Raw genomic sequence first — 20,510 nt, 5'->3', positions numbered from 1 at the left:
TTGACCGCTAGAGTCGAGCCGTATTGGTTGGTCCAGGTCCAGAGAGGTTGCGCCTTTGCCGGTCCCGCCAGTAGCAGCCCGAGGCAAGCCGCGCCCATCCATTTCGCCAATTTCCAGTTTGCTTGAGACATTGCCCGACTCCATATCGCTCCAGAAGCGGAGCTGGCTGCTTATAAACGTGGCTGACCGCTCTCTAAACTTCAGTTCGATGAGGGAGGGGGCCGCGGTAACCAGAACAGCGCGCGACGGCACCGCACACTGGTGTTGCCGTGCTGTTGCAGCTGCCGTACCACCAATTGACCGGGACACCATCGCCTTTGTCGAGATCCTCCAGGGCCATGAGGAATCATCCATTGTGGCCGGTAATGCCGAGCTCACTGGCCGTGTGCCAGGGGAGCTCGCAGAGATGCACATTAATGGGGTCGATGTCCCAGCTAAGCCTGCGGAAGAAGTCTCTCCTCTCGGCTGGCCACTGTCGAAATTGCCGAGTCGTTGTCAGCTTGGCACGTTTTGCGGATGGCATCGCTTCAATCTCGGCTTGGTCCCTTGGCTGGAATGAAATTAGAGAAATTCTGTCCGAGCAGTAGATCATAGTTGGTTCGGATCGGACCAACGCCGGCCGTTCTGTCGAAACCCGAATGCATGCCGGATACTGTGGAAACGCGGGTAAGCCGCTTAGACGATGCACAACGCGGGGCGGGTGGGCAAAGGACAACCACGCCGTGTCCACCGCGTGCGTGGATTATTTTGACACTCTGGGCCTGCGCCTACTGCCCACCGATCTCCTGCCACAGCCAACGCGCCACCGCGGCGGGCGAGGAGTTCGCATTGCTGCCACTGGCGCGCAAATTGGCTTCGCGCATTGTCGCAATGTCGATCCGCTCAAGGAGCGGCTTCAGCGCCTCCTGCAACGCCGCATCATGCGCGCGCCGCGGTGCCAGCAGCACGACCGCATCATAGGGCGGGATTGCGTGCTTGGGATCGGCCAGCGTCTCCAGGTCGTATTCCTTGATCCGCCCGTCGCTGGTATAGCCAGCGATGACGTCGACGTCGCCGCTAGCCACTGCCGCATACATGAAATCCGGCTGCATCTGTCGTTGCGTGCGGAATGAGAGGCCGTAAGCCTTTTGCAGGGCGGTCCATTCGGGGCGCGAGAAGAACTCGTAGTCGCCCGCAATCGACAGCGTCGACGCGTGCGCGGCCAGGTCAGTGATTGAATGAATACCGAGTGCATCGGCGCGCTGCCGCGGCATCACCAGCGCATAAGCGTTCTCGAAACCGAGCGCACCGAGCAGGGTGATGTCCTGCTTCGTCAGGATTTCCTTCAACTCGGCAAGCAATGTTTCGCGCGGCGGCATATCGGTGCGGTGAAACTGGTTGACCCACAGCGTGCCGGAATAATCCACATAGACGTCGATGTTGTTGGCCGCGAGCGCCTGGAAAATCACGCTGGAGCCGAGGCCTTCGCGCGTCGAGGCCTGCAATCCCGCCGCTTGCAGCCGCTGCTCGATCAGCGCGGAGAGCACATATTGCTCGGCAAACGTCTTGGCGCCGACGACGTAGGTCGACGGCGCCCGTGCCATCGAAGGTATCAGCGTGGCCGTGACCAGTACGGCGATCCCGACACTGCCGAGCATGGTGTGGAGGCGCTTGCGCTCGCGCAATCCGCGCTCGATGAGCGTCAAGAATTGATCGACCGCGAGCGCCAGCAGCGCCGAGGCGACGCAGCCGAACAGCACAAGCACCCAGTTCTGGGTCTGTAATCCAGCGAAGATGTAATTGCCGAGGCTGGTCTGCCCGATCGGCGTCGACAATGTCGCGGTCCCGATCACCCACACTGCCGAAGTGCGGATGCCGGCCATGATCACCGGCAGCGCCAACGGCAATTCCACCGTGAACAGCGATTGCCGTGGCGTCATGCCCACCCCTTGCGCCGCCTCAAGCAACGCGGGATCGACGCCGTTCAGCCCGGTGATGGTGTTGCGCAGCACCGGCAGCATGGAGTAGAGCGCCAGCGCCAGCATGGCGGGCAAAAATCCGAACGCGGAAAAGTCGAAGCCGAACCAGCGAAGCGTCAACGACGCAATGACGAGCAGAAGCGGGTAGAACAGCGCGAGCAGCGCCAGTCCCGGCACGGTCTGGACGACGCTGGCGAGGCCCAGCAGGATGCCGCGGATCACGGCATGGTTGCGTGCGAGGATCGCGAGCGGCAGGCTGATTACGAGCCCGAGCGCCAGCGCTGCCAGGCTGACCTGAACATGGCTGCCGAGGTAGTCCGGCAGGTGCGCCGCCGCGTCGCGCCAGCGGGGGTCGGACAGGAAACTCATCCCGCGCTTGCTCCCGCGAGCAGGGCATTCAGCCGCTCGGCCTGCCGCCTTGGCGTGCGCAATAGCTCCGCCACATAGGGCTCGTTGTTATTTGACAGCTCAGCCGGCCGGCCTTGCGCCACAACCCGTCCGGCCCGCATCACCGCGATGCGATCGGCAAGCAGCAAGGCCGCCGTCATGTCGTGAGTGACCATTACCGAGGTCAAGGCGAGCCTGCAATGCAGGGCGCGGTATTCATCGCCGAGGGTGTCGCGGGTCAGCGGATCGAGCGCGCCGAAGGGTTCGTCCATCAGCATGATACGGGGACGGGCGGCGAGCGCCCGCGCCACGCCGACACGCTGCTGCTGCCCGCCCGACAGTTCATGCGGAAGGCGATCGCGATGGAGGGAGTGATCGAGCCGCACCAGCTCGAGGAGTTCGTCGACCCGCGCGGCGATCTCGGCGGCGGGCCAGCCGAGCAGTCTCGGCGTGACGGCGATGTTGTCGGCGACGCGCATATGCGGAAATAGCCCGCCGCTCTGGAACACGTAGCCCATGCGCCGGCGCAAGCGCACCGGATCGACGTCGCGCACGTCCTCGCCCTCCACTATGACGCGGCCGCTGTCGGGGGCGAGCAGGCGGTTGGCAAGCCGCAGCAGGGTGGATTTGCCGGAGCCGGAGGCGCCGACGATCGCCAGGAATTCCCCCGCGGCAATATCGAGCGAGACATCGTCTACGGCAATGACGCGTTCGGCGTCATGACCGTAGGCAAAGCTCTTCCTGACATGGGCGTAGGCGATCAGCGGTGCGAGTGCCATGGCTGGACTGGACCAGTGCGCTAGTGTCCCGAATCTGAAGTTCGCTTCATTCTGCGGTGGACACGTTAGCGAACTTCGGATTCGAAGGACACCAGCAAGTCTATGCGGCCCGCCGTGACGCGCGGCAAGACGCTTGGTGTTCTAAGACTTCGAAATTGGTAGTGGGGCCGCGGGCATTTCGGTACGAAACGTACCGTTATGACTTCGTCCGCTTCGTACAGAGTTTGCTCGGTGATCGAGAACAATCTGTCAGCGCAACGTTCTCCAAGGAATGTAACGATCTATAGCACTTGTTGATACGCGCTTAATCTAGCTTGGCCGACCGCTCCGCAACAGCTGCCGATAGCCATGTCTGGCCGCCCACTTGGCACGAGCGAGATGGGTTTCATATGCGCGGCGGGCGCGCTGCGGTTCATGTTCGGAATCGATATGCAACACGACCTCTGCAACTTCTTGCCAGTCGGCGTCCTCTGCATCTGCGTCCAGAAGGCGCATATAGGTGACGGCGTGTTCTTGGTCGTAGGGCGTCAAGATCGAATCCGTCGGCGCTGCATCGTTGACATCCGGATCGAGCGGCGGATTTTGCATGGTAATCTTCCCAAGACGAGATCGGTTCAATGACGGTGCTTGGCTGATTTCAGGTTGGGGGAACGCAGGCGTCAGGTCAAGTTGTCATCTGTGCAGCGCACGGTCCTCCCCGCACACAATCAGTTGTCAGTCGACGTGATGAGCTCTCGCCGATCCTAATTTTGGGATACCAGATCCTCTTCCTAGCTACGAGCTCTGAGTTTGTCCTCTGAAACCGGGGGTAAATTCGTCGGAATTTGGTGGGCGATGATTTGGAGGAAACAATCGAAGGCCTGCGAATGCCCGATGGGGTTCTTGACCGAAATCGCTCCATCCTGTGGCGGCAGGCGCGTTTCTGACGGGCGGCGAGTTTCTCAGATTTCGCTGCCTGCTCGCCATGGCAAGTCCTATGGTTTGTGCAGCGCTTGGTTCAGGATCATCGCCAGCCGCACGCCCGCTTTGCTCAGTTGGATTCCGACGTCATTTGTTGCAGTCGTGACATAGTCGTCCGTTAACCGAAAGCTTCCACGCGCGTTGGGAGCTGGAAGCTGTCCATACGCATCATCCTTCGACAGCGCGAACGTCTCCTTGGCCCAGTCGGCAGGGCTTCCTGATTGCCACTGCGTCTGCTGATCCTTCGTGATGTGCCCGATGAGATCAGAGGCGATTGTCTGTGAATCGGGCCCCAGCTGATCTACGAATTCGGTATCCCAGAAGTGATGGAGATTGCCGGCACTGAATCCGGCAGCTGAGACCCTCTTGGCATTGCCGCCGCGATCGTGATCGTCCGAGCTGTGCAACGGCTGGTGCACGTCGCCAACGAAGTGAAGCAAGAACTTGAGCGCGGCGACTTGTTCCTCGATATCCGTCGCGGGGTTGGCGAGCTCGGCCGCGAATTGGTCGATCTTGTCGACCACACAATCGGATGCCGGCCCGTCGGATGCGGTGGTCCCGTTGGGGACTGGCGGATGATTGAAGCAGGCTTCGTCAAAATTCGGAGCCGTGATCTCTATGTCGACGAAATGCCACTGCCGTGTCCGCTCGCGAGAATTGTTCACGTTTGCGTCCCGGAACTTGTCTGCCCAGGTGGCCGCCGACGCGATATCATGCGCTGTGAGTGGATCGGTATCGGCGGCAAGCAGTGCATTGACGCGCTTGCGCACGTCTCCATCAAGGAATGACTGAGCCACGAGCGCCACAACTTCGTGGCCTTCGTCGCCCCAGGCAAGTGCGCCACTTATGTGAAAACAGCTGAGAACCGCGCCGCAAGCAAGGGTGACAAGGTTCGTAGCAAGCCGGATCATAATCCTCTCCCTCAAATCACTGGCGAAACAATGAAGTTCAAAAATGCGCAGTTAGAGACCGATAACGCTGCTAGGCCTTCTTTCAGCGTTCGAAGCCGTCAGAAGGGCCTCGTCACGAAGACCGCGCTTGTAACTCTCGCATAGATTGAGTTAATGTCAATCAACACCCGGGAGAGCGGTTCAGATCAATTTTCAGCTCCTTCGGGCGAGAGCGCAGTTCACGGTGAATGCGCTGTGCAAACCATGCTCCCGTTCGCATGGTTGAGTCGGCAGATGGTGTCGTTATCTGCGTTCAATCTTCGTACGGAACGGACGTTCGACGGAGGTGGAGCGCTACTTATATGGCCCCACGCACAATCCACCCTAAGTCGTCGGCACTGTCACACAGTCGACGTCGCGAGCGGGAGATGCTACTGCCCGTCAGCAGCAAGGAGTCGGCGAAGGAGTCCGCGATCGGCGAATAGGACTGTCGTCAAGCGCAAGTCCGATTAGCCAGCCACCCATTTTAATGCCGTCCAAGAAGGCGATCTGAGTTGACTTCGTCATGCAGCCGAAAATTGTTTCGGCTATCCGAAGTTCGGATCGGTTCACTTTGCTCCGTACACAATACAGATTTTTCGGTGTTTTCACGCGATACGTCTCGGGAAGAATCGACATGATCCTGAAGAGGCGCTTCGCGCTGGTCGGCTCGTTCGCGATCTGTTGCTGCCGCTTTTGAACTTCGCCGCATCCTCCGACTACTCGACATGTCCGACCGCGGGTATTGCGAGATTCAGAAGAGTTGCCGTCAATCCTGCGATGGCGCCCGCTCCGCAGCCAATTCGCAGGTCAGCGCGTTGCCCGACGTCCGCGAGAATGCCCTGACGACAACACGGTTTTCTATTCGCACAACATGCAGTGGCTCCCAACGATTACCTGCAGGCAGCGCGTCGGGACATCGTCGCGACGCGCCGCAGGTATCGACATTAATCCTCTCAACTGGCGTAGATCGAACTTGATCCGGAGGTAATCGTGATCGGAATCGCCGGACGGTCATAGGGCTGTCACCTCGTCCTGGCCGGAACTCTAACCCTGGTTCTCAGTGGACAAGTTATGGCCCGACCCGATGGGCGCTTATGGGGCAGAAAGGCACATCGACGGGCCGATGGCCCCGCTGGATCCGTCGAAGATGACTCCAGCCCGACAGAGACGCCTTGCCGTGCCGTTCGCAGGTTGCACAATTGTTTTGATGCCGTCTGACCGATCCTCACCGATCTGATATGGTGCGATAGGCTGCGTTACACTTCGGAGTTTAGCTTGGGAGGTAATCATGTCGAACCAGCCTTCGGAAGTGAAGCCGACGCCCTTGGAAGCAAAGCTTGAGCAGCTGAAGCAGAAGGAGCTGACGTCTTTGGAAGAGCTTGAGCTGCTGAAGCTGGAAGCTAACCGAGAGCTTGAGCGGCTGAAGCTCTTGTTCGACTATACGAAATTCCATATCGGGCTTTATACGACTGTGGCGACAATCTTTGGTGCGCTCATCGCAGCCAGCGCCGCCGGCGATAAAGGCACGCAAGGCGGATCGCTCGGTTCAGCGGCACCCAGCACTGCACCATTTCACTTCGCGCACGGCTGGTTGGGTGCCTCGGTCATCTTCATTTGCATAGCCGGCATAGCTGGCGGGACGATAGCCAGCAGCATTCCCGGCTACAGCGGTTACACGGAGTTTTGGAATGCAGAGATCGGACCCTTTTGGGATAAACCGATCGGGTCCTTCAGCTTCAGTTTTGAGCGATTGCGATTGAGAGCCGAAACTTGGACCTACATAGAACATGGCGCTTTTTGGGTAGCCGTGATTCTGGCTCTTCTCTCGATTATCTTCGCTTAAGCGAGCCGAGGCCGCTGTCGGTGCCCAACGAGCGGTATCTAGCCAGAGATGCTCATCCACAGCGGATGATGACCCAAATCAAATGGGCTATGCGCGCACATTGACCCACCCAGTTCAGAAAGCTCTTGCTCTCGTGCCCGCCTCTTTATCCTAGCCGTCAAGGATGCATCGGACTTCACCGGTCGGACTCTACGTGCTGCGCTTACCGAGCTCCGCAGATCCCTGCGCGCGGGATGCCGGGGCTCGGCCTTCGGTCAGGATTCCTTGCGCAAGACCAAAGGAACGCTTCGCCGGGAGCGCTCACTGAAGGGGCCCGCCGTCATTGCATTCCGGCGTCGCTATCACTGCCCCGTCATCGGGTGCCCTTTTTACCGGTCTCAGCGTCCGCGGGTTCACTCCGCTGCGCTCCGTCTGACACGCGGTTTCACTCTCGCGCTGCGCGGCATGCGACGATGACGAGAGCTCGTTGCCAAGGCATTGGCGAAACTCGCGCCGAGCTCGCAGCCGAATACAAGAAAATGGCCGAGGATGGCATCCTGCCCGACGATGCCGAGACGTGTGATGATCTGATGAAGCGTTGTGATGAGCTGCAGAAACGAGCCAATGCCTAAATGAGGTTCAACGTGACAGCCAGCACCTCCTGTCACGCGGCCGACGCAATGGCGTTGCGAGCTTTCCTGAGGTATATGGGCCATGCGCTGATGGAGGGTCGAATCGACCACGCCATGTTTCTGTTGTATCGAAATTGCGGCGGAGCGAGCGGCTGAAGTCAAGGAATTCCGGCGCGGCGGACGCGTGGTGCCTAGCCCGTCAGCTTTTCGTCAGCTGACACAAATACGGTTGATGCGCGTTCCCACACGCACAAGCAAACTTCGCCCCTTTGCTTGGGCCTCGCCTGGTGGTGACATCGGGTGAGGCTGCCGGGACGTTTGTGACATAGGCCATGTCCCGCTCCGTCCATCGACCGCATGACTCGATTCTCTCAAATCGCTTAGCGAACTTCGGATTCGAAGGGCACTGGCAAGTCTATGCGGTCCGCCGTGACGCGCGGGAGGACGGTTGGCGGCCAAGGTCGACTGGGGAGATGCCGAGCCTACTTTTGTTCCCGTCGAGATCACGCCTGTGGCCTGTGGCGGCTCCGATCTCGAGCGGCGCGCCACACTCCCCGCCCGGCAAACGGTCTACGGAACGGAATAATGCGACACGGGCGAGAAATACATGCCGTGGCGGACGCGCGATTTGAGCGAAGATCGTCCCACGGATTGACGATCACTTCCAGCTGTCGCGGCAGAGTTTTCATGGGCCGCACTTCGGTCGCTTGCACAACTTCTTACAGGTATCCTGACCTTACACCCATACCAATTGAGTGGTCAGCTCGCTATAACGGCAAGCTATGGAATGGATTGGCTCTGTATTGACCGCTGTCATCAATGCGGGCTGGAAGATCTATCTTGCAGCGTTGCTGGCGAGTGCCGCATTGCTTTTTCTTCCCGACGGCTTCGTTCGGCAACTCGATCTAGAGGAACTGCGACAAACTTATCGGATGTATGCCGGCGTCGTCTTGGTCGTATCTGCCAGCTTGCTTTCGGTCGCGCTGATTTCTGCTCTGACCAAAGCTGCGATGCGGCCTTGGAAGGACCGGCAATTCCAGCGCTTGGTACGCGAAACGCTAGAACAGTTGACCGAAGCCAAAAAAGAGTTCTTGCGTCCGTACATCGTCGCAAATGAGAACTCCATCTACGCTCCGATCAGCGACGGGATAACGGCGGCTTGGTCGCCAAGCAGATCATTTACCGGTCCTCGCAAGTGAGCCACGGGTTTAACTTCCCGTACAATCTTCCACCGTTAGTCCGTACGATTCTAACCCAGCATCCGGAACTGCTGGAGTGAGGACAATGACAACATGAAAAAACGAGGGGCGGTCGCCAAGGTTGCTGTCAGCAATTGCTAGGGCGCCATCGACAAACTGAAGCAGGCCCTTGGTCAGCCCCGGGGCAGGATTGGCGGAGAGTGTCGGGGATTGTTGCCAAATTCTGGTCCAAGACGCGGCACGCATCGTGAGATTGGCAACCTGGCTGGGGCCGTACCCCTTATCGCATTGTCCAAAGCTGCTACGGGCCCCGCGTCTTCGCGGCGGCCCGAACTTTGTGCGGCGCCGTCTCGGGCATCATCAGCATAGCGCAGAGCCCGGCCGCGGTTGCGACAAGCATGTACCAAGCGGGCGCCAACGCGTTCCCAGTAACGTGGGTCAGCCAAGCGACAACGAGTTGAGCTGTGCCCCCGAAGATCGCGATCGCAAAAGCGTAGATCGTCGCGAAGGCGCCGCCGCGGATGCTCTTGGGCAATCCTTCGGCCATACCGACATAGAAGGCGCTATACGGAATCGTTCCGACGAGAGTGAGCGCGCCGAGACCTGCGAGAAGCGCCATGGGACTGCGGCTCTCTACGATCCACAAGAACACCGGATAGGTCATCAGCAGCGCGGCGATCTGCGGCCATATCATGATGGGCCGGCGTCCTGCCCGATCTGCGAGCCAACCGCCCAGGAGTGCCGCAGCAATGCCCACCGCATTGCTGACGACAGTGGCCGCAAAGGCGAGAGGCGCGGCAACTTGCAGGGTGTTCAGCGCATAAGTCGTCATATATTCCGTGATATAGGTGAAAATCGTGCAGCTGGCCAAAATGACCAATCCCAAGCTCATCATGCGGCGGCTGGCACGCAATTTCCTTGCGGGCTCGACGGCGGGAGCCGGCGCTTCAGGTCGGTGCAGCGTTTCGGGCAGGGCCCTGCGCAACCAAAGTCCGAACGGCAGCGTACAGGCACCGAGTAGAAACGCGATCCGCCATCCGTACGCATCCAGCGATTCGCTTGTCATGGTGAGGGAGAGTATTTCTCCGACCAGCGCGCCGGCCGTTGCTGCTATTTGTTGGCTGGCAGGCTGAAACGAGACGGCAAGGCCCCGGCGTCCGGCCGGGGCCGCTTCCATCAGATAGGCGGTCGTCGGACCGACTTCGCCTCCCAGGGCGAAGCCCTGCACCAAACGCGCGAAAATAACTAATAACGGAGCGGCGATCCCTATCGTGTCGTACGAGGGCGTCACAGCCAACACGAGTATCGCGACACTCATCATGACAAAACTGGCGGTCATTGCGGGCCGGCGTCCGACTCGATCCGAGTACGAGCCGATCACAATGGCCCCGATGGGTCTGGTCACGAAACCCGCTCCGAAGGTCGCGAGCGACAGCATAAGGCTGGCGAACTGATCCTTCGCTGGGAAGAACGTGTGACCGATCTGGATGGCGAAAAAGCTATACGTCCCGAAATCGTAAAATTCGAGCATATTGCCGATCGTCGCGCCCAACACAGCATGGCTAGTCAAGCCTTCGTCTGCCGCAATGAGGGTCGGCTTCGAGCTTTGCCGAGTGAATTGTTTAGCCATGCACCTGGCCCCGTCTCGAATGCGATCCTGAAACGTTTCGACAGACTATGCGGAGCAGCTTGCGTTCTGCATGAGCCAGGAGCGGGTTCGCGCGACTCGCAATCTCAAAAAGCAGGATCACTACGGCGCAGCCCTGAGCCTGTACGTGGCCCATTACAATCTTTGCCGCGTCCATGAAAGCTTGCGGACAACGCCAGCGATCGCGCTCGGCGTCGCGGGTCGGGTCTGGGCGATGGCAATCCGTGTGGGCGCAGCGCGACCAGATGGCTGCGCTTTGAAAGGATAGCCTTGTAGCTTAGAGAATTCCGGCAACACTGTACCGATGCAGCTCGTGAATCGTAGCCCGAATATGCATTGGTGTTGAAATAGCTTGAATCTCACGTAGCGTAAGGTTGTAGAGTTGAAAAAGCGGCCGCGCGAGAATGGCGCGTTGGCGCAAATGACTAACAGGCAAGAGAGCTCTGATAGCGATTGAGTTGGGATCCAATCACCTCGACGATGAGGATCGTCTCGGTGCGAACGCCCGCCGCATTCTCTTGACGTGTGATGATGCGAAATGGCGGGATGAGTGGTGACGGAGTTGGAATAGCGGTGAGGTGCTGAGCCGGGACGGCCAACTCTCTCGCTTTGCGCCGATAGAACTTGCGAACCTACTGAATGGATTCAGCAAGTGGCCGGAAGACGCCCGATCAATCCGTTAACCCCACGCGCAACTGCTTTCAAGCATTGCCACTGCATCGAACGTTGCGATCTCAAACATCGCCGGCACTGCCGGTAATGGTGCGTGGCAGCAATGCGATCGCTTTCATCGCAAGTCCGGCTGTTGAAGTCAGCCGAAACGGGAAGTCGAATATTGGCAGGTACCTTTCGTCCTTCTTTTCAGTACGCTCAGGCGATGAGCTCAATGTCGAAGATTGTAGCGGTCGGGGCAATTTTCTTAGGAGAAGCCCTTTCGATAATCGCGGAGTTGGTCGCCTCAAAGCAGTTCGAAAAAGCCGGCGCGAATCTGACAACGCTTCTGCCGATGTTCCTGCTGATAATGATTGGTGGTATCCCTCTTGCGCAAGCAGCTTCTTCAGGGACGCCGCTATCGCTGGTTTGTCCCAGGACCGGCAACGGGCGCGACGTTCTTGCGCCGTTCGGAACAGCGAAACCGGCACGATCGGTTCGAAGGCAGCAAATCTTGTCCATGAAGACTCAGGAGTTTTCAGCACGCGACCTTGCAGCCGGTGAGAGGTGCGATTGTACGTCATCCGCCCGATGCAAAGTTCGCTTGAAAGAATGGTACGGATGGTGGCCGGGCTTAGAGGATCGTTCCCGTAGCCCTTTATGCCTTCCTTGGCAAAGCGCCGGGCAATTTCGACGATCGAAAGCTGGCTACGCACGTAGAGCCGGAAAATACGCCTTATCACGGCGAGTTCTTCAGGTGGACCCGGGATGACAATCACCTTGTCATTATCGAGTGCCTTCCTCTCACCGTTGGCCAAGACTTGCCTGGGCTTGCGCGCCGAGTCTACAAGAAGTCGCCGGAAGCCGTAGACCAGCTTCGCGCCCTGGCGAAAGCCCAGTTCCGCTTGTTGACGGTGGGCACGGGCCAGTTTTGTCGAGAGTTCGCGGCTGTACTCACCAGCCATCACCCGCTTCAAGTGCTTAACGATCGTTGTGATAGGAGCAACGTCTTCTCCGAATGGTTCTGCGCAATAGATGACGCGGAGTCCTGCCTGCCGACACAAAAATTCGTAGTGCGCAGCTTGGTCCGGATTTTGAAAACGTCCCCACCGGCTAACATCGAGGACCATAATGGCGTCAAAAGCACGCTCGGTGGCGAGGGCGTCGCTGAGGAGTTGCCGCAGCGCGTCGCGGCCTTTCAGCGAAAGTCCACTCTTTCCTACGTCAACATACGTCGCCACGACTTGGTAACCATGCTGCCGAGCATACTCAGCAATCGCATTCTGCTGGTTTTCAGTTGAGTAGCGCTGGTTCTCGGACGACATGCGCAAGTACTGCGCCGCGCGTATCGGGGCATCGGATGATGATGTCGGGAGACTATGGGACATGGCCCCTCCTTCGGCGCGTCCCGGACGCGACTTCGAGAGGCGGCGGCGGACCTCCGAATTTTGCTGTTCAGTAGGTGCTCGCGACTTGGGGCTGCGGGACATCATGCGAGACTGGTGCCGCCATCAATTTGGCAACAGGGAACGATCACATTCCTTCCCGGCTACGGCGTGTTGCTGAGGAGATGTCGATAACGATTTCCGGGCCATTGAGTTTGGGCCTTACAGCCCGTTCGATCGTTCTTTCCAGGCAGCTAAACGAACAGGGAGCTACGCCCCCAAAGCGCAGCTCAAATTTAAGAGCACGACGTCAACGAAAATGGTCGATCCCAATCGGTTGGATGATTCGAGCTCAGGTTGTGATTGTCAAGGACAACCGTAGCCAGCTCAGATCCGGGATTTTGTACGAACCGGACGGACGGAGCTGGCAACCCATCTGTTGAGAATCTGCGTGATGACACCGAAAGGCGCTGAAGGGCTGCGCGATCTGCGCTGCATATTGATGGACACCAGTCGCCCTTCCGATTGGAAAAGGACCCTTCGAGAGCAGATTCCAAAATGAAAGACTAATTGATCTTGACTCATGGGCGAGCAACGCTCATCTAGCGTATATTGCAACCACATGTTGTCTGACTATCGCGACGGCTTACTGATTTCATTTTGTTTGGGGAAGAAAATGCCGCGGCGCATCGTGCTCCTCTCAGATGGCACTGGCAATTCATCGGCAAAGGTCTGGCGAACCAACGTTTGGCGCATGTTCAGCGCGCTGGACCTCACCAACGACGATCAGGTCGCTTGCTATGACGATGGGGTCGGGACCTCGTCATTCAAGCCGTTAGCTCTTATTGGGGGAGCATTTGGGATCGGCCTCCGTCGCAACGTCATCACGCTCTACAAGTTCGCATGCCGCAACTACCGCAACCAGGGCGACGAGATATTCGCATTCGGGTTCAGCCGAGGCGCTTTCACGATCCGCGTGACGATGGGATTGATCCTAGATCAGGGCCTGATTCCGGCAGAGGGCATCTCCGATAGCGAATTGGACCGGCAGGCGAAAAAGGCCTACCGCGCATATCACAGAAAGCATTTCCACACGAACTGGCACTTGATGGGTCTCGGCCTGAAGAAATTGCTTGGAAGAGAAGTGTCTTCCAAGCCAATGGGAGTGCCGGCCGGGAGGGAGACGCCGGTCATCCGCTTTCTAGGGCTGTGGGATACGGTCGCCGCCTACGGTCTTCCGATCGACGAAATGACCCAGGGCGTAAGCCAATGGATCTGGCCGCTGGAATTGCCCGGCCACACGCTTCATTCTAGTGTTAAGCGCGCGTGTCATGCGCTCTCCCTCGATGACGAGCGCACCACATTCCATCCCGTCCTCTGGAATGAGAGGCAGGAGACGCAACCGACAAGCGTAGCTACTCGTTACACCTCCGCGGAGAGAATTAGCCAGGTCTGGTTCGTCGGCGTACATGCGAATGTTGGTGGCGGATATCCGGACGATTCCCTGGCGCAGATACCGCTGTACTGGATTATGGAGGAGGCGAGAGCCCAAGGTCTCTGCTTCAAGTCATCGGATCCTGCAGCGCTCGCGGAAACCAAGCAGGCGCAGGATAAAGACGGCCGGCTATATGACTCCCGCGCAGGCGCGGCGAGTTACTACCGCTACGGGCCACGGCGCGTATCCCGGCTGACCCGGCAGCGCTTCTCCTGGACGACGGGTGATGAGGTGTATGTTGAGAAGCCCAAGATCCACGAGACGGTATTAAGGCGCATAAAGAACAACGCCCACGTCTATGCGCCGATTGGAATTCCACATGACTATGATGTTGTCTCGCCAGAGATAGCCCAAGACGGCAGCGTCCGCTTCAGAATCGATAGCCTGCCGGACAGCGCGTCAGGACCGACAATCAACACGCCGGAAACCTCGGGACAAGCCCAGGCGCGCGTTGTCGCCGAGCGCGAGAACGTCTGGCCGCTCGTCTACACCCGCGCGGCGCTGTATTTCCTCACGTTGGCGGCGACCGTCGTATTTGTCGTATTTCCCCTTACTGGGCGGAGTGATCCGCTTGGTGAGAGGGTCAACGCGCTCAAATGGGTTTCGGACTTTATCCGAGCGCTGAGCGGGTTCCTGCCTTCGTGGGTATCCCAATGGCTGGCTTCCTATGCGCAGTATCCCGGGACGTTCCTAATCCTGGTGGGGATCATTGGAGCCTTGATCGTAGGCGGTAGCCGCGTTGCTTCGGCGATCGACGACCGAATGAGCGCGCTTTGGCGCAAAGCGTTCGCGGGAAAGCTTCCCGTGCCGAAGACGGCTCCCAGCTCCACGCCAGGAAGCCGTGAACGTGTCCTCATGGGAGTCCGCTCAGGATGGCGCTACTATCTGGGTCCGGCGCTTTCGGCCATTGCTATTGCATATCTGGCGCTCACCGTCGGCGACCGCCTTGTATTCACGGCTGTGGACCAGGCGGGGCTGATTTGCAAGCGAACGGACAAGCTGGAGTACATTCCGGATGCCGGAACGCTGGTCTCCTTTCCAACCTCCGACCCGTGCTTTGCCACGGGTTATAAGGTCGGCCGCCTCGAGCGATACTACATTTGGACCAACCCGGACCCGACGACGCTGGCCCGTCAGTATGAGAAGTATTCGACCAGCAAGGACACATGCAAACTAGCCGCGGGCGCCGGGGAAGAGCCCTTGATGAATGGCAGCGTTGAAACGGACGCGGGCGGATATTCGACTTTCCATAATCCGGAGGGCGGCATTCAGCTGTCCTGGACCGAGACCGCGATCCATATTCTCGCATCACCGCTGCGGCGATACTATTTCCAGCCCTGGTTTCAACCGGTGGCGCGCTACGGCTCCCTTGGCAGCGAAGTGGACTTTCTCGAACCTGATCCAGACCGGCGCGTGAAGAAGATTTCCGAGTATGTCACGCCCAAGGTCACCGATGAGCTTTTCTTTTACGTGAACGACGCGGTCCTCATCCTCCCGCGCACGTATCAGTGGCTCTACAACGACAATACGGGCTGCATCTCATTCTTCATCAAGCCGTCGAAGTAGCGAAGATACTGTCGAGGGCCTGATCGGCCGAAGAAAGAATTCGGATAAATGAACACCGAGCGTTTCGGCGATGCGTTCGAGGAGATCAATTATCGGATTTTTCGATTGCCGCTCAAGACTAGCTGAGTAGGAGCGATCAACGCCGGGCCTCATAAGTCAATTTTCTTGCGAGACTCCGCGATCCACGCGTATCCGCGAACATTCCAGGCCACAAGCGCACCAGCTTTCATGTGTCAATGGTGCCGTGCACCCGGATCGTCAAATTACTGGCTACAACCCAACTATTAGGGTTCATGGTGCCGATGCAATGTGCAAGGGATCAGGAAGTCAGGCAGCGTCAGAAGCGTCGAGAATCAGTCCTTGGTGGGCTCAAATTCATATTGGGCGGAGGCGGTTTTTAGGGCTCTGGATAGGCGGGCCGATCCCTGAAGTGTACGAAGTGTACCGATGCCGTCGAGCCAGGCGAAACAGACCCCCGTCGCGAGATATCAATGCCTCGCTGGTGGGGCACATGGACCTATTGCTCTTCTCATCCGTCGCCTTTTCAACTCATGCGGGTGCTGGTATCACTTTTGGCTGTTTTGAACAGATACAACAAAATGTTTAGCTGAAGATCCGGATAATGCATTCATGTAAGCCGCCGAGGAAGGCGCTCAAAAGATGGCTCGAAGACTATCCCTCTGAAGAAGGCAATTACGGTCATCTGCTTCTTGAGGAGCGAACGCCAGCAGGCAAGGCGCCTTGCGATGACTTGATCCCGTATTTCGAATCCGCCCATCTCGATGCGAGGCAGTGTTTCCACAGGCTCGCACGCATCAGCCTCCATCCAGACGAAGGCGAAATTGGTTGTGACGCGCAATATCCTTCCGCGCTCCCTCTCACCGCGCGAAAAGGGCTGTTTGGGGAAGTCATGTCCGGCATGATGACCGAAGCCTACGAGTTTACCGGAAGCCATGAGTGGCTGGTGCCGGTCTTCCTCTTTCGCAATCACGAGGATGCCGGATAATACATCTACACGCTGAATCGCGATCCTCAGCGAACGCGGGAGGTCCTTGGGCGCAAGGGAGACGATTTCATCGCTATCGTTGTCAATGAAAAGGGGCGCGTAACGCGATTCCTCGCAGGCGAGGCCAAATGGCGCGGCACCTGGACACCTGCGGTGTTGGATACTGTCATGCTGGGTCCAAAGATCGATGATCCGGCCGGTAGCGGCAAGAAGGTGCACAACAATCGGGGCGTCTGGTTCGAGATCAATCGTGCTCTTGCCGTGCCGCTGGGACTTGAGCAACTTCACTCCATCTTAGAAGAGTGTGATGCTCACGAACTCGTCGCTCATCTCCCAGGTTCTCTGCATATCGGCGCAAGAGCCTTTCGATTTGTTCCGCGCACTCGACGCCGTCGATACCGAACTCGATATCGAAACGAGACAAGAGATGAAATACGCGATCCGCCTCGTCAACCGTCGCTGGAGCATCGGCGCTTCGGGGCGTTATGCTAATGTGGTCAAAGAATTCGCGGTGAGTACCGATAAAATGTGCCCCAAAGCTCCTCCTCTCGACAGCGTCGAGTTCATCAGGTGCTGTCACGTTCTTCACTTCAGCAAGGAACGAAGTAAATTCTTCCAGTCGTCCGGCGCGACCATCCGTCACAAAGCGGTAACGGGCCAACGCCGGTAGCGGGGTTGGAACGGCTTTTCGGAGGTCGCGTAGAGCAGATTCAATATCCGCGACAGCCCAGGTACCGCCGCGTCGTGTCTTGTACTGCTCCACGAGATAAATCCCAGCGGCCTCTGCACGTGCGTCACCCCCACCGCGCGGCTCCAGGACGAGACATGCTTCTTCGATCTCCTGGCCGTCTAAACGGCCCGAGAGGGCAATGTCCGCCAACCGACCGAGATGCTGGATCATCTGGTAGAGAAAGCCGTTGATTGCGGCTGGTCCGCCTGCTTGCGTCATCTCTGCCTTCCGCCGCCCTCACGGACTTTGACTCGTCGCGTTAGGGTTGAAATGAGCCGCCGGTTCGACCGGCGCTTAGGCGACTAAAATCGGCCGATGCGCTTGAGACCGCAACCTTCATTCCGGACGGCCCAATTCACAGGACCATCGTACCTATCGCTCGCCGCGTAAGTATCTGATTGTACGAACATAAAGCTTTTTGCCACAATACATAACGGGACCGATTCTTCTCGCCTCCATATTTAAGCCCCTATGATCTTGGGCATGAGAAAGCGAATCACAGGCAGCCAAGTCGTCGGCGAACTCGGCGAAGACGCCGTCAAGAAAGATCCATTCTGGAAATGCAGTTCATCTGCGATCCCGTGTGGTCGGCTCGAAGCTGGTACGGGCGGCGTCAGTGTAATGCGTAATCCCAGCAGCGGCGCACCGCTCGGCGTGCTGCTCGATGCTCAGGTCAAGTCGACCACTATATTTAGCGCGCCGGTACGTCCTGTTTTCCGCAAGTACATGTGAATGGAACCGCCTCAAATGAACCGTGAGATTGGCGCAAGCGACGAAGCAAGTGCAGTGGAGCAAACGGATGTCTCGCAGCCTGTTTGGCTACAAGCGTCTCTTGCTGATCTTGAGGGGTTGGCATTCGAAAGTCCGATTGCTGCATCCAACAGCGCTGATAGCCGCGACCTAGGGGATCTGTTTCGCGCTGCAGCCGATAAAGGGCAAGATGGGCCCGCGGTGAGGATGTTCAGGATGCTCTCCGCCGCAGCCGGAATGATGCTTAGATCCAAGGAGAAAAGTGAGCCGTTTGGACCAATGGCAGTCTTCGCCGACGGGCGTCGATCCCCGATTCCGGCTGACTTTCGCGGCCCGTTACAACAGGTGCTCGAGGCCGCTGCTGACTTGGCGAAGCACCCGGCGCTGAAGGCACGTCTCGCCGATCTCTGTTGGAGTCTGGATCGCAAGAAGGGAAGGCTCGCCTTGGCGGCCATCGCGGCATACGTCGATATTGTCAAGGGCGTGGATGATGGCTCGCTAGTCTTCAAGTTCGACAAAGGACAGGGTGCGTTGAAGCACGATGCGCGCGATCATCTGCGACGCGCGCTGCAAATTAGCAAAGCCGTCGGGTGGGATAAGCCGGAATCAATGCTCGCTCGTGAGGTGGCCGTCCAATTGCGTGGACGAGCCATGCAGAAGGCGCTGCCTAATCCGGCATTCTGGTTTAGTGATCTCGACCTGGATTTTGGGATCTCTGATCCAGCAGTGATCGGTAAAGATATCGAAACCTTGATCGCGGGCCTTCCGAGTGGTTCTGATGGTCACGGTGTTATCGACCTTTGGCGATTGGCCGCTCGGGCATACCATCTTGCAAAGAACGAGGACGACAAACATCGTGCACAGACCGCTGCGGCCGAACAATTCGTTCTCATGGCCGAAGGTCAGCCCATGGCTATGCTTGCGTCGTCCTTGCTATCTGACGCAATTTCCGAACTCCATGGCGTTCCCGGCAAGAAGGATAGACGAAGGGAACTACGGCACCGCCTGATCGATGTTCAGGCCGGGATAGCGGAAGAAATGTCGCCGTTCTCGTATCCCCTGGACCTTGAGGACATCGCAAGAGAAGTCGAACGAACCATGGACCGCCCGACGCTTCGCGATAAGTTTTTTGTATTCGCGGCGCTTGATCAATCACCGGATCCAGCGAAGCTCGCAGCGGACGCATCCCAATCAATCCGAGAGCATCCGCTCTCTTCTCTCTTTGGCGCCTCACATCACGATCGAGAAGGAAAGGTAGTGCATCGCACCGACGGAGGCGGACTTGGTGACGGTGGTGACGAGTCCGCGATCAGAGATCACATCGCGCGGCACGAAAGCATTCGCCGTCAGATAACCGTCTCGGGGCAGATAGAGGTGGCGCGGCAGTCGATCGCGCGTGATCACTTACTGTCGGACGATGTATTTGCGCACCTTCTAATACATAGCCCGTTTGTACCAAGCGATTTGGTCAGAACGTTCAGCCGCGGTTTCTTGCGGTTCTTTCAGGGAGATTTCGTTAGCGGTCTCTATATCCTAACGCCGTTGCTGGAAAGCTCGCTTCGCCACTTGCTGAAAGCCAACGGCCACGATGTGACGATCTTCGACGACTCGACACAAACACAACAAGACCGCACGATTTCGTCGCTCTTCGAGCAAATGAGAGGCGAGCTCAGTACGATTTTCGGATCTGCTATTATGACCGATATTGAGGGTGTCTTCTTGAAAAAGCCTGGGCCATACCTTCGTCATGCGTTGTCCCATGGTCTGTTGCATGACGGTGATCCCTATGGTCACGACGCAATTTACAGTTGTTGGCTGATCTTCCGCCTTTGTCTTCTTCCGCTGTTTCCGTACCGCGATCAATTACACCTTCCGTTTGACGAGCCCGCGCACCTTGAGCCGGCGTAGCTACGGCGCAGCTTGTGCGTCTTCCGGCGCCTCGCTGAGGCCGTCAGCTCTACAGCGTGCCGGAGGGCTCACGCGTAGGAAGGCGCCGCGGGGAAGATTATTGAACGAACTTGAGCCGGCGGCCGGAAAGAACCGGCTTGGCGTGATTACACGCGCCGGCGACGGCATGTTGCGAACCGTTTGGTGGCTGGTGCGACGGCGGTGATCTCCGTGAACTCCAGCGGAGACTTCAACGGCGTTCAATGGTTGCGCGAGCGGGGCCACGCGCCGATGCGGTGACGGGCTATATCGCAAAAGGCGACTGGATCGATGATGCGATCCGCGGCGTAAGGACACGGATCCTGTCACCTCGAGGCGCGCAACAACGAGGAGACCTAGTCGCCCGTGAAGAAGTCTGATTTCAGCTTGGGACGAGCTGAAATCGGAGGATGAGCCTGACCAGGATTTGGTGCAACAAAAGCTCCAGCCAGCGGATGAGACGGCGGAAGTTGTATCCGGCGGCGGCGAGGACGGCGTTGGCGGCGTCGCCCTTGCGGTACCAGAAGTAGTTGCGCCCCATGCGATGCTCGGATTTGAGATGGCCGATGACCGGCTCGACGGCCGAGCGCCGGCGCAGCTCGCGTTTGATCCTGGGCGTCACGCGCCGCTTCTGGCCTGAGATGAACACCCTGAACTTGTAATCGGGTGGCGCATTGTGACCTC

General features: G+C 58.2%; 14 protein-coding genes and 1 pseudogene. 5 read left to right on the top strand and 10 right to left on the bottom strand.

Annotated features, from left to right (window positions below; genetic code table 11):
• Positions 1-767 precede the first annotated feature (767 nt).
• The 4 genes from K288_RS0137995 to K288_RS0137980 form a co-directional block, all read right to left on the bottom strand.
• Entirely contained in the window at positions 768-2,327 is a 1,560-nt protein-coding gene (locus tag K288_RS0137995) for an ABC transporter permease/substrate-binding protein (protein ID WP_027584187.1), read from the bottom strand.
• Positions 2,324-3,124: an ATP-binding cassette domain-containing protein gene (locus K288_RS0137990; protein WP_027584186.1), complete on the bottom strand. Its 801-nt coding sequence runs from the start codon at positions 3,122-3,124 to the stop codon at positions 2,324-2,326. Before K288_RS0137990 ends, K288_RS0137995 begins: the two co-directional genes overlap by 4 nt.
• 309 nt (positions 3,125-3,433) lie before the next feature.
• Entirely contained in the window at positions 3,434-3,712 is a 279-nt protein-coding gene (locus K288_RS0137985; protein WP_027584185.1) for a DUF2285 domain-containing protein, read from the bottom strand.
• Between the two features lie 386 nt (positions 3,713-4,098).
• A complete protein-coding gene (locus K288_RS0137980) occupies positions 4,099-4,995 on the bottom strand; it encodes a S1/P1 nuclease (RefSeq protein ID WP_051334966.1) in 897 nt (298 codons plus the stop codon).
• A 1,309-nt stretch (positions 4,996-6,304) separates the two neighbouring features.
• On the opposite strand from K288_RS0137980, the gene K288_RS0137975 reads away from it, so the two are divergent.
• Complete coding sequence (locus K288_RS0137975) at positions 6,305-6,859, top strand: hypothetical protein (RefSeq protein ID WP_027584183.1); 555 nt, start codon at positions 6,305-6,307, stop codon at positions 6,857-6,859.
• Between the two features lie 392 nt (positions 6,860-7,251).
• Here K288_RS0137975 and K288_RS52975 read toward each other — a convergent pair whose 3' ends face one another.
• On the bottom strand, positions 7,252-7,581 hold the full coding sequence (locus tag K288_RS52975; protein WP_152535873.1) for a hypothetical protein: 330 nt from the start codon (positions 7,579-7,581) through the stop codon (positions 7,252-7,254).
• A gap of 692 nt (positions 7,582-8,273) precedes the next feature.
• Here K288_RS52975 and K288_RS0137960 point away from each other — a divergent pair.
• Complete coding sequence (locus K288_RS0137960) at positions 8,274-8,669, top strand: super-infection exclusion protein B (RefSeq protein WP_160169057.1); 396 nt, start codon at positions 8,274-8,276, stop codon at positions 8,667-8,669.
• A gap of 301 nt (positions 8,670-8,970) precedes the next feature.
• Here the strand turns inward: K288_RS0137960 and K288_RS0137955 are convergent, their stop codons facing one another.
• Together K288_RS0137955 and K288_RS51325 are read right to left on the bottom strand one after the other, a co-directional pair.
• On the bottom strand, positions 8,971-10,299 hold the full coding sequence (locus K288_RS0137955; protein ID WP_027584181.1) for an MFS transporter: 1,329 nt from the start codon (positions 10,297-10,299) through the stop codon (positions 8,971-8,973).
• A 752-nt stretch (positions 10,300-11,051) separates the two neighbouring features.
• Positions 11,052-12,356, bottom strand: a complete 1,305-nt coding sequence (locus tag K288_RS51325; RefSeq protein ID WP_160169056.1) for a recombinase family protein — start codon at positions 12,354-12,356, stop codon at positions 11,052-11,054.
• A 622-nt stretch (positions 12,357-12,978) separates the two neighbouring features.
• Here K288_RS51325 and K288_RS0137945 point away from each other — a divergent pair.
• Positions 12,979-15,414, top strand: a complete 2,436-nt coding sequence (locus K288_RS0137945) for a DUF2235 domain-containing protein (protein ID WP_160169055.1) — start codon at positions 12,979-12,981, stop codon at positions 15,412-15,414.
• 628 nt (positions 15,415-16,042) lie between these two features.
• On the opposite strand, the gene K288_RS0137940 is transcribed toward K288_RS0137945, so the two are convergent.
• Both K288_RS0137940 and K288_RS52970 read right to left on the bottom strand, forming a co-directional pair.
• Positions 16,043-16,702: a hypothetical protein gene (locus K288_RS0137940; protein WP_152535872.1), complete on the bottom strand. Its 660-nt coding sequence runs from the start codon at positions 16,700-16,702 to the stop codon at positions 16,043-16,045.
• Positions 16,665-17,369 carry a hypothetical protein gene (locus tag K288_RS52970; protein WP_152535871.1) on the bottom strand — a complete coding sequence of 235 codons (705 nt, stop codon included), beginning with the start codon at positions 17,367-17,369 and terminating at the stop codon, positions 16,665-16,667. Before K288_RS52970 ends, K288_RS0137940 begins: the two co-directional genes overlap by 38 nt.
• 264 nt (positions 17,370-17,633) lie before the next feature.
• On the opposite strand from K288_RS52970, the gene K288_RS0137930 reads away from it, so the two are divergent.
• Positions 17,634-17,882, top strand: a complete 249-nt coding sequence (locus K288_RS0137930; RefSeq protein ID WP_152535870.1) for a hypothetical protein — start codon at positions 17,634-17,636, stop codon at positions 17,880-17,882.
• Between the two features lie 15 nt (positions 17,883-17,897).
• On the top strand, positions 17,898-19,808 hold the full coding sequence (locus K288_RS55130; protein ID WP_027584175.1) for a hypothetical protein: 1,911 nt from the start codon (positions 17,898-17,900) through the stop codon (positions 19,806-19,808).
• Between the two features lie 400 nt (positions 19,809-20,208).
• Here the strand turns inward: K288_RS55130 and K288_RS0137920 are convergent.
• Positions 20,209-20,510 (bottom strand): annotated as a pseudogene (locus K288_RS0137920) (IS5/IS1182 family transposase); the annotation flags it as partial.

Origin of the sequence: Bradyrhizobium sp. Ai1a-2 (genome assembly GCF_000426245.1) — a bacterium.
Classification (GTDB): Bacteria; Pseudomonadota; Alphaproteobacteria; order Rhizobiales; family Xanthobacteraceae; genus Bradyrhizobium.
This window is presented reverse-complemented; position numbering and strand designations above follow the sequence as displayed.

Excerpts from the sequence above, each read along its gene's own strand:
- K288_RS0137995 (WP_027584187.1), bottom strand. The coding sequence starts at position 2,327 with ATGAGTTTCCTGTCCGACCCCCGCTGGCGCGACGCGGCGGCGCACCTG.
- K288_RS0137990 (WP_027584186.1), bottom strand. The coding sequence starts at position 3,124 with ATGGCACTCGCACCGCTGATCGCCTACGCCCATGTCAGGAAGAGCTTT.
- K288_RS0137985 (WP_027584185.1), bottom strand. The coding sequence starts at position 3,712 with ATGCAAAATCCGCCGCTCGATCCGGATGTCAACGATGCAGCGCCGACG.
- K288_RS0137980 (WP_051334966.1), bottom strand. The coding sequence starts at position 4,995 with ATGATCCGGCTTGCTACGAACCTTGTCACCCTTGCTTGCGGCGCGGTT.
- K288_RS0137975 (WP_027584183.1), top strand. The coding sequence starts at position 6,305 with ATGTCGAACCAGCCTTCGGAAGTGAAGCCGACGCCCTTGGAAGCAAAG.
- K288_RS0137955 (WP_027584181.1), bottom strand. The coding sequence starts at position 10,299 with ATGGCTAAACAATTCACTCGGCAAAGCTCGAAGCCGACCCTCATTGCG.
- K288_RS51325 (WP_160169056.1), bottom strand. The coding sequence starts at position 12,356 with ATGTCCCATAGTCTCCCGACATCATCATCCGATGCCCCGATACGCGCG.
- K288_RS52970 (WP_152535871.1), bottom strand. The coding sequence starts at position 17,369 with ATGACGCAAGCAGGCGGACCAGCCGCAATCAACGGCTTTCTCTACCAG.
- K288_RS0137930 (WP_152535870.1), top strand. The coding sequence starts at position 17,634 with ATGAGAAAGCGAATCACAGGCAGCCAAGTCGTCGGCGAACTCGGCGAA.
- K288_RS55130 (WP_027584175.1), top strand. The coding sequence starts at position 17,898 with ATGAACCGTGAGATTGGCGCAAGCGACGAAGCAAGTGCAGTGGAGCAA.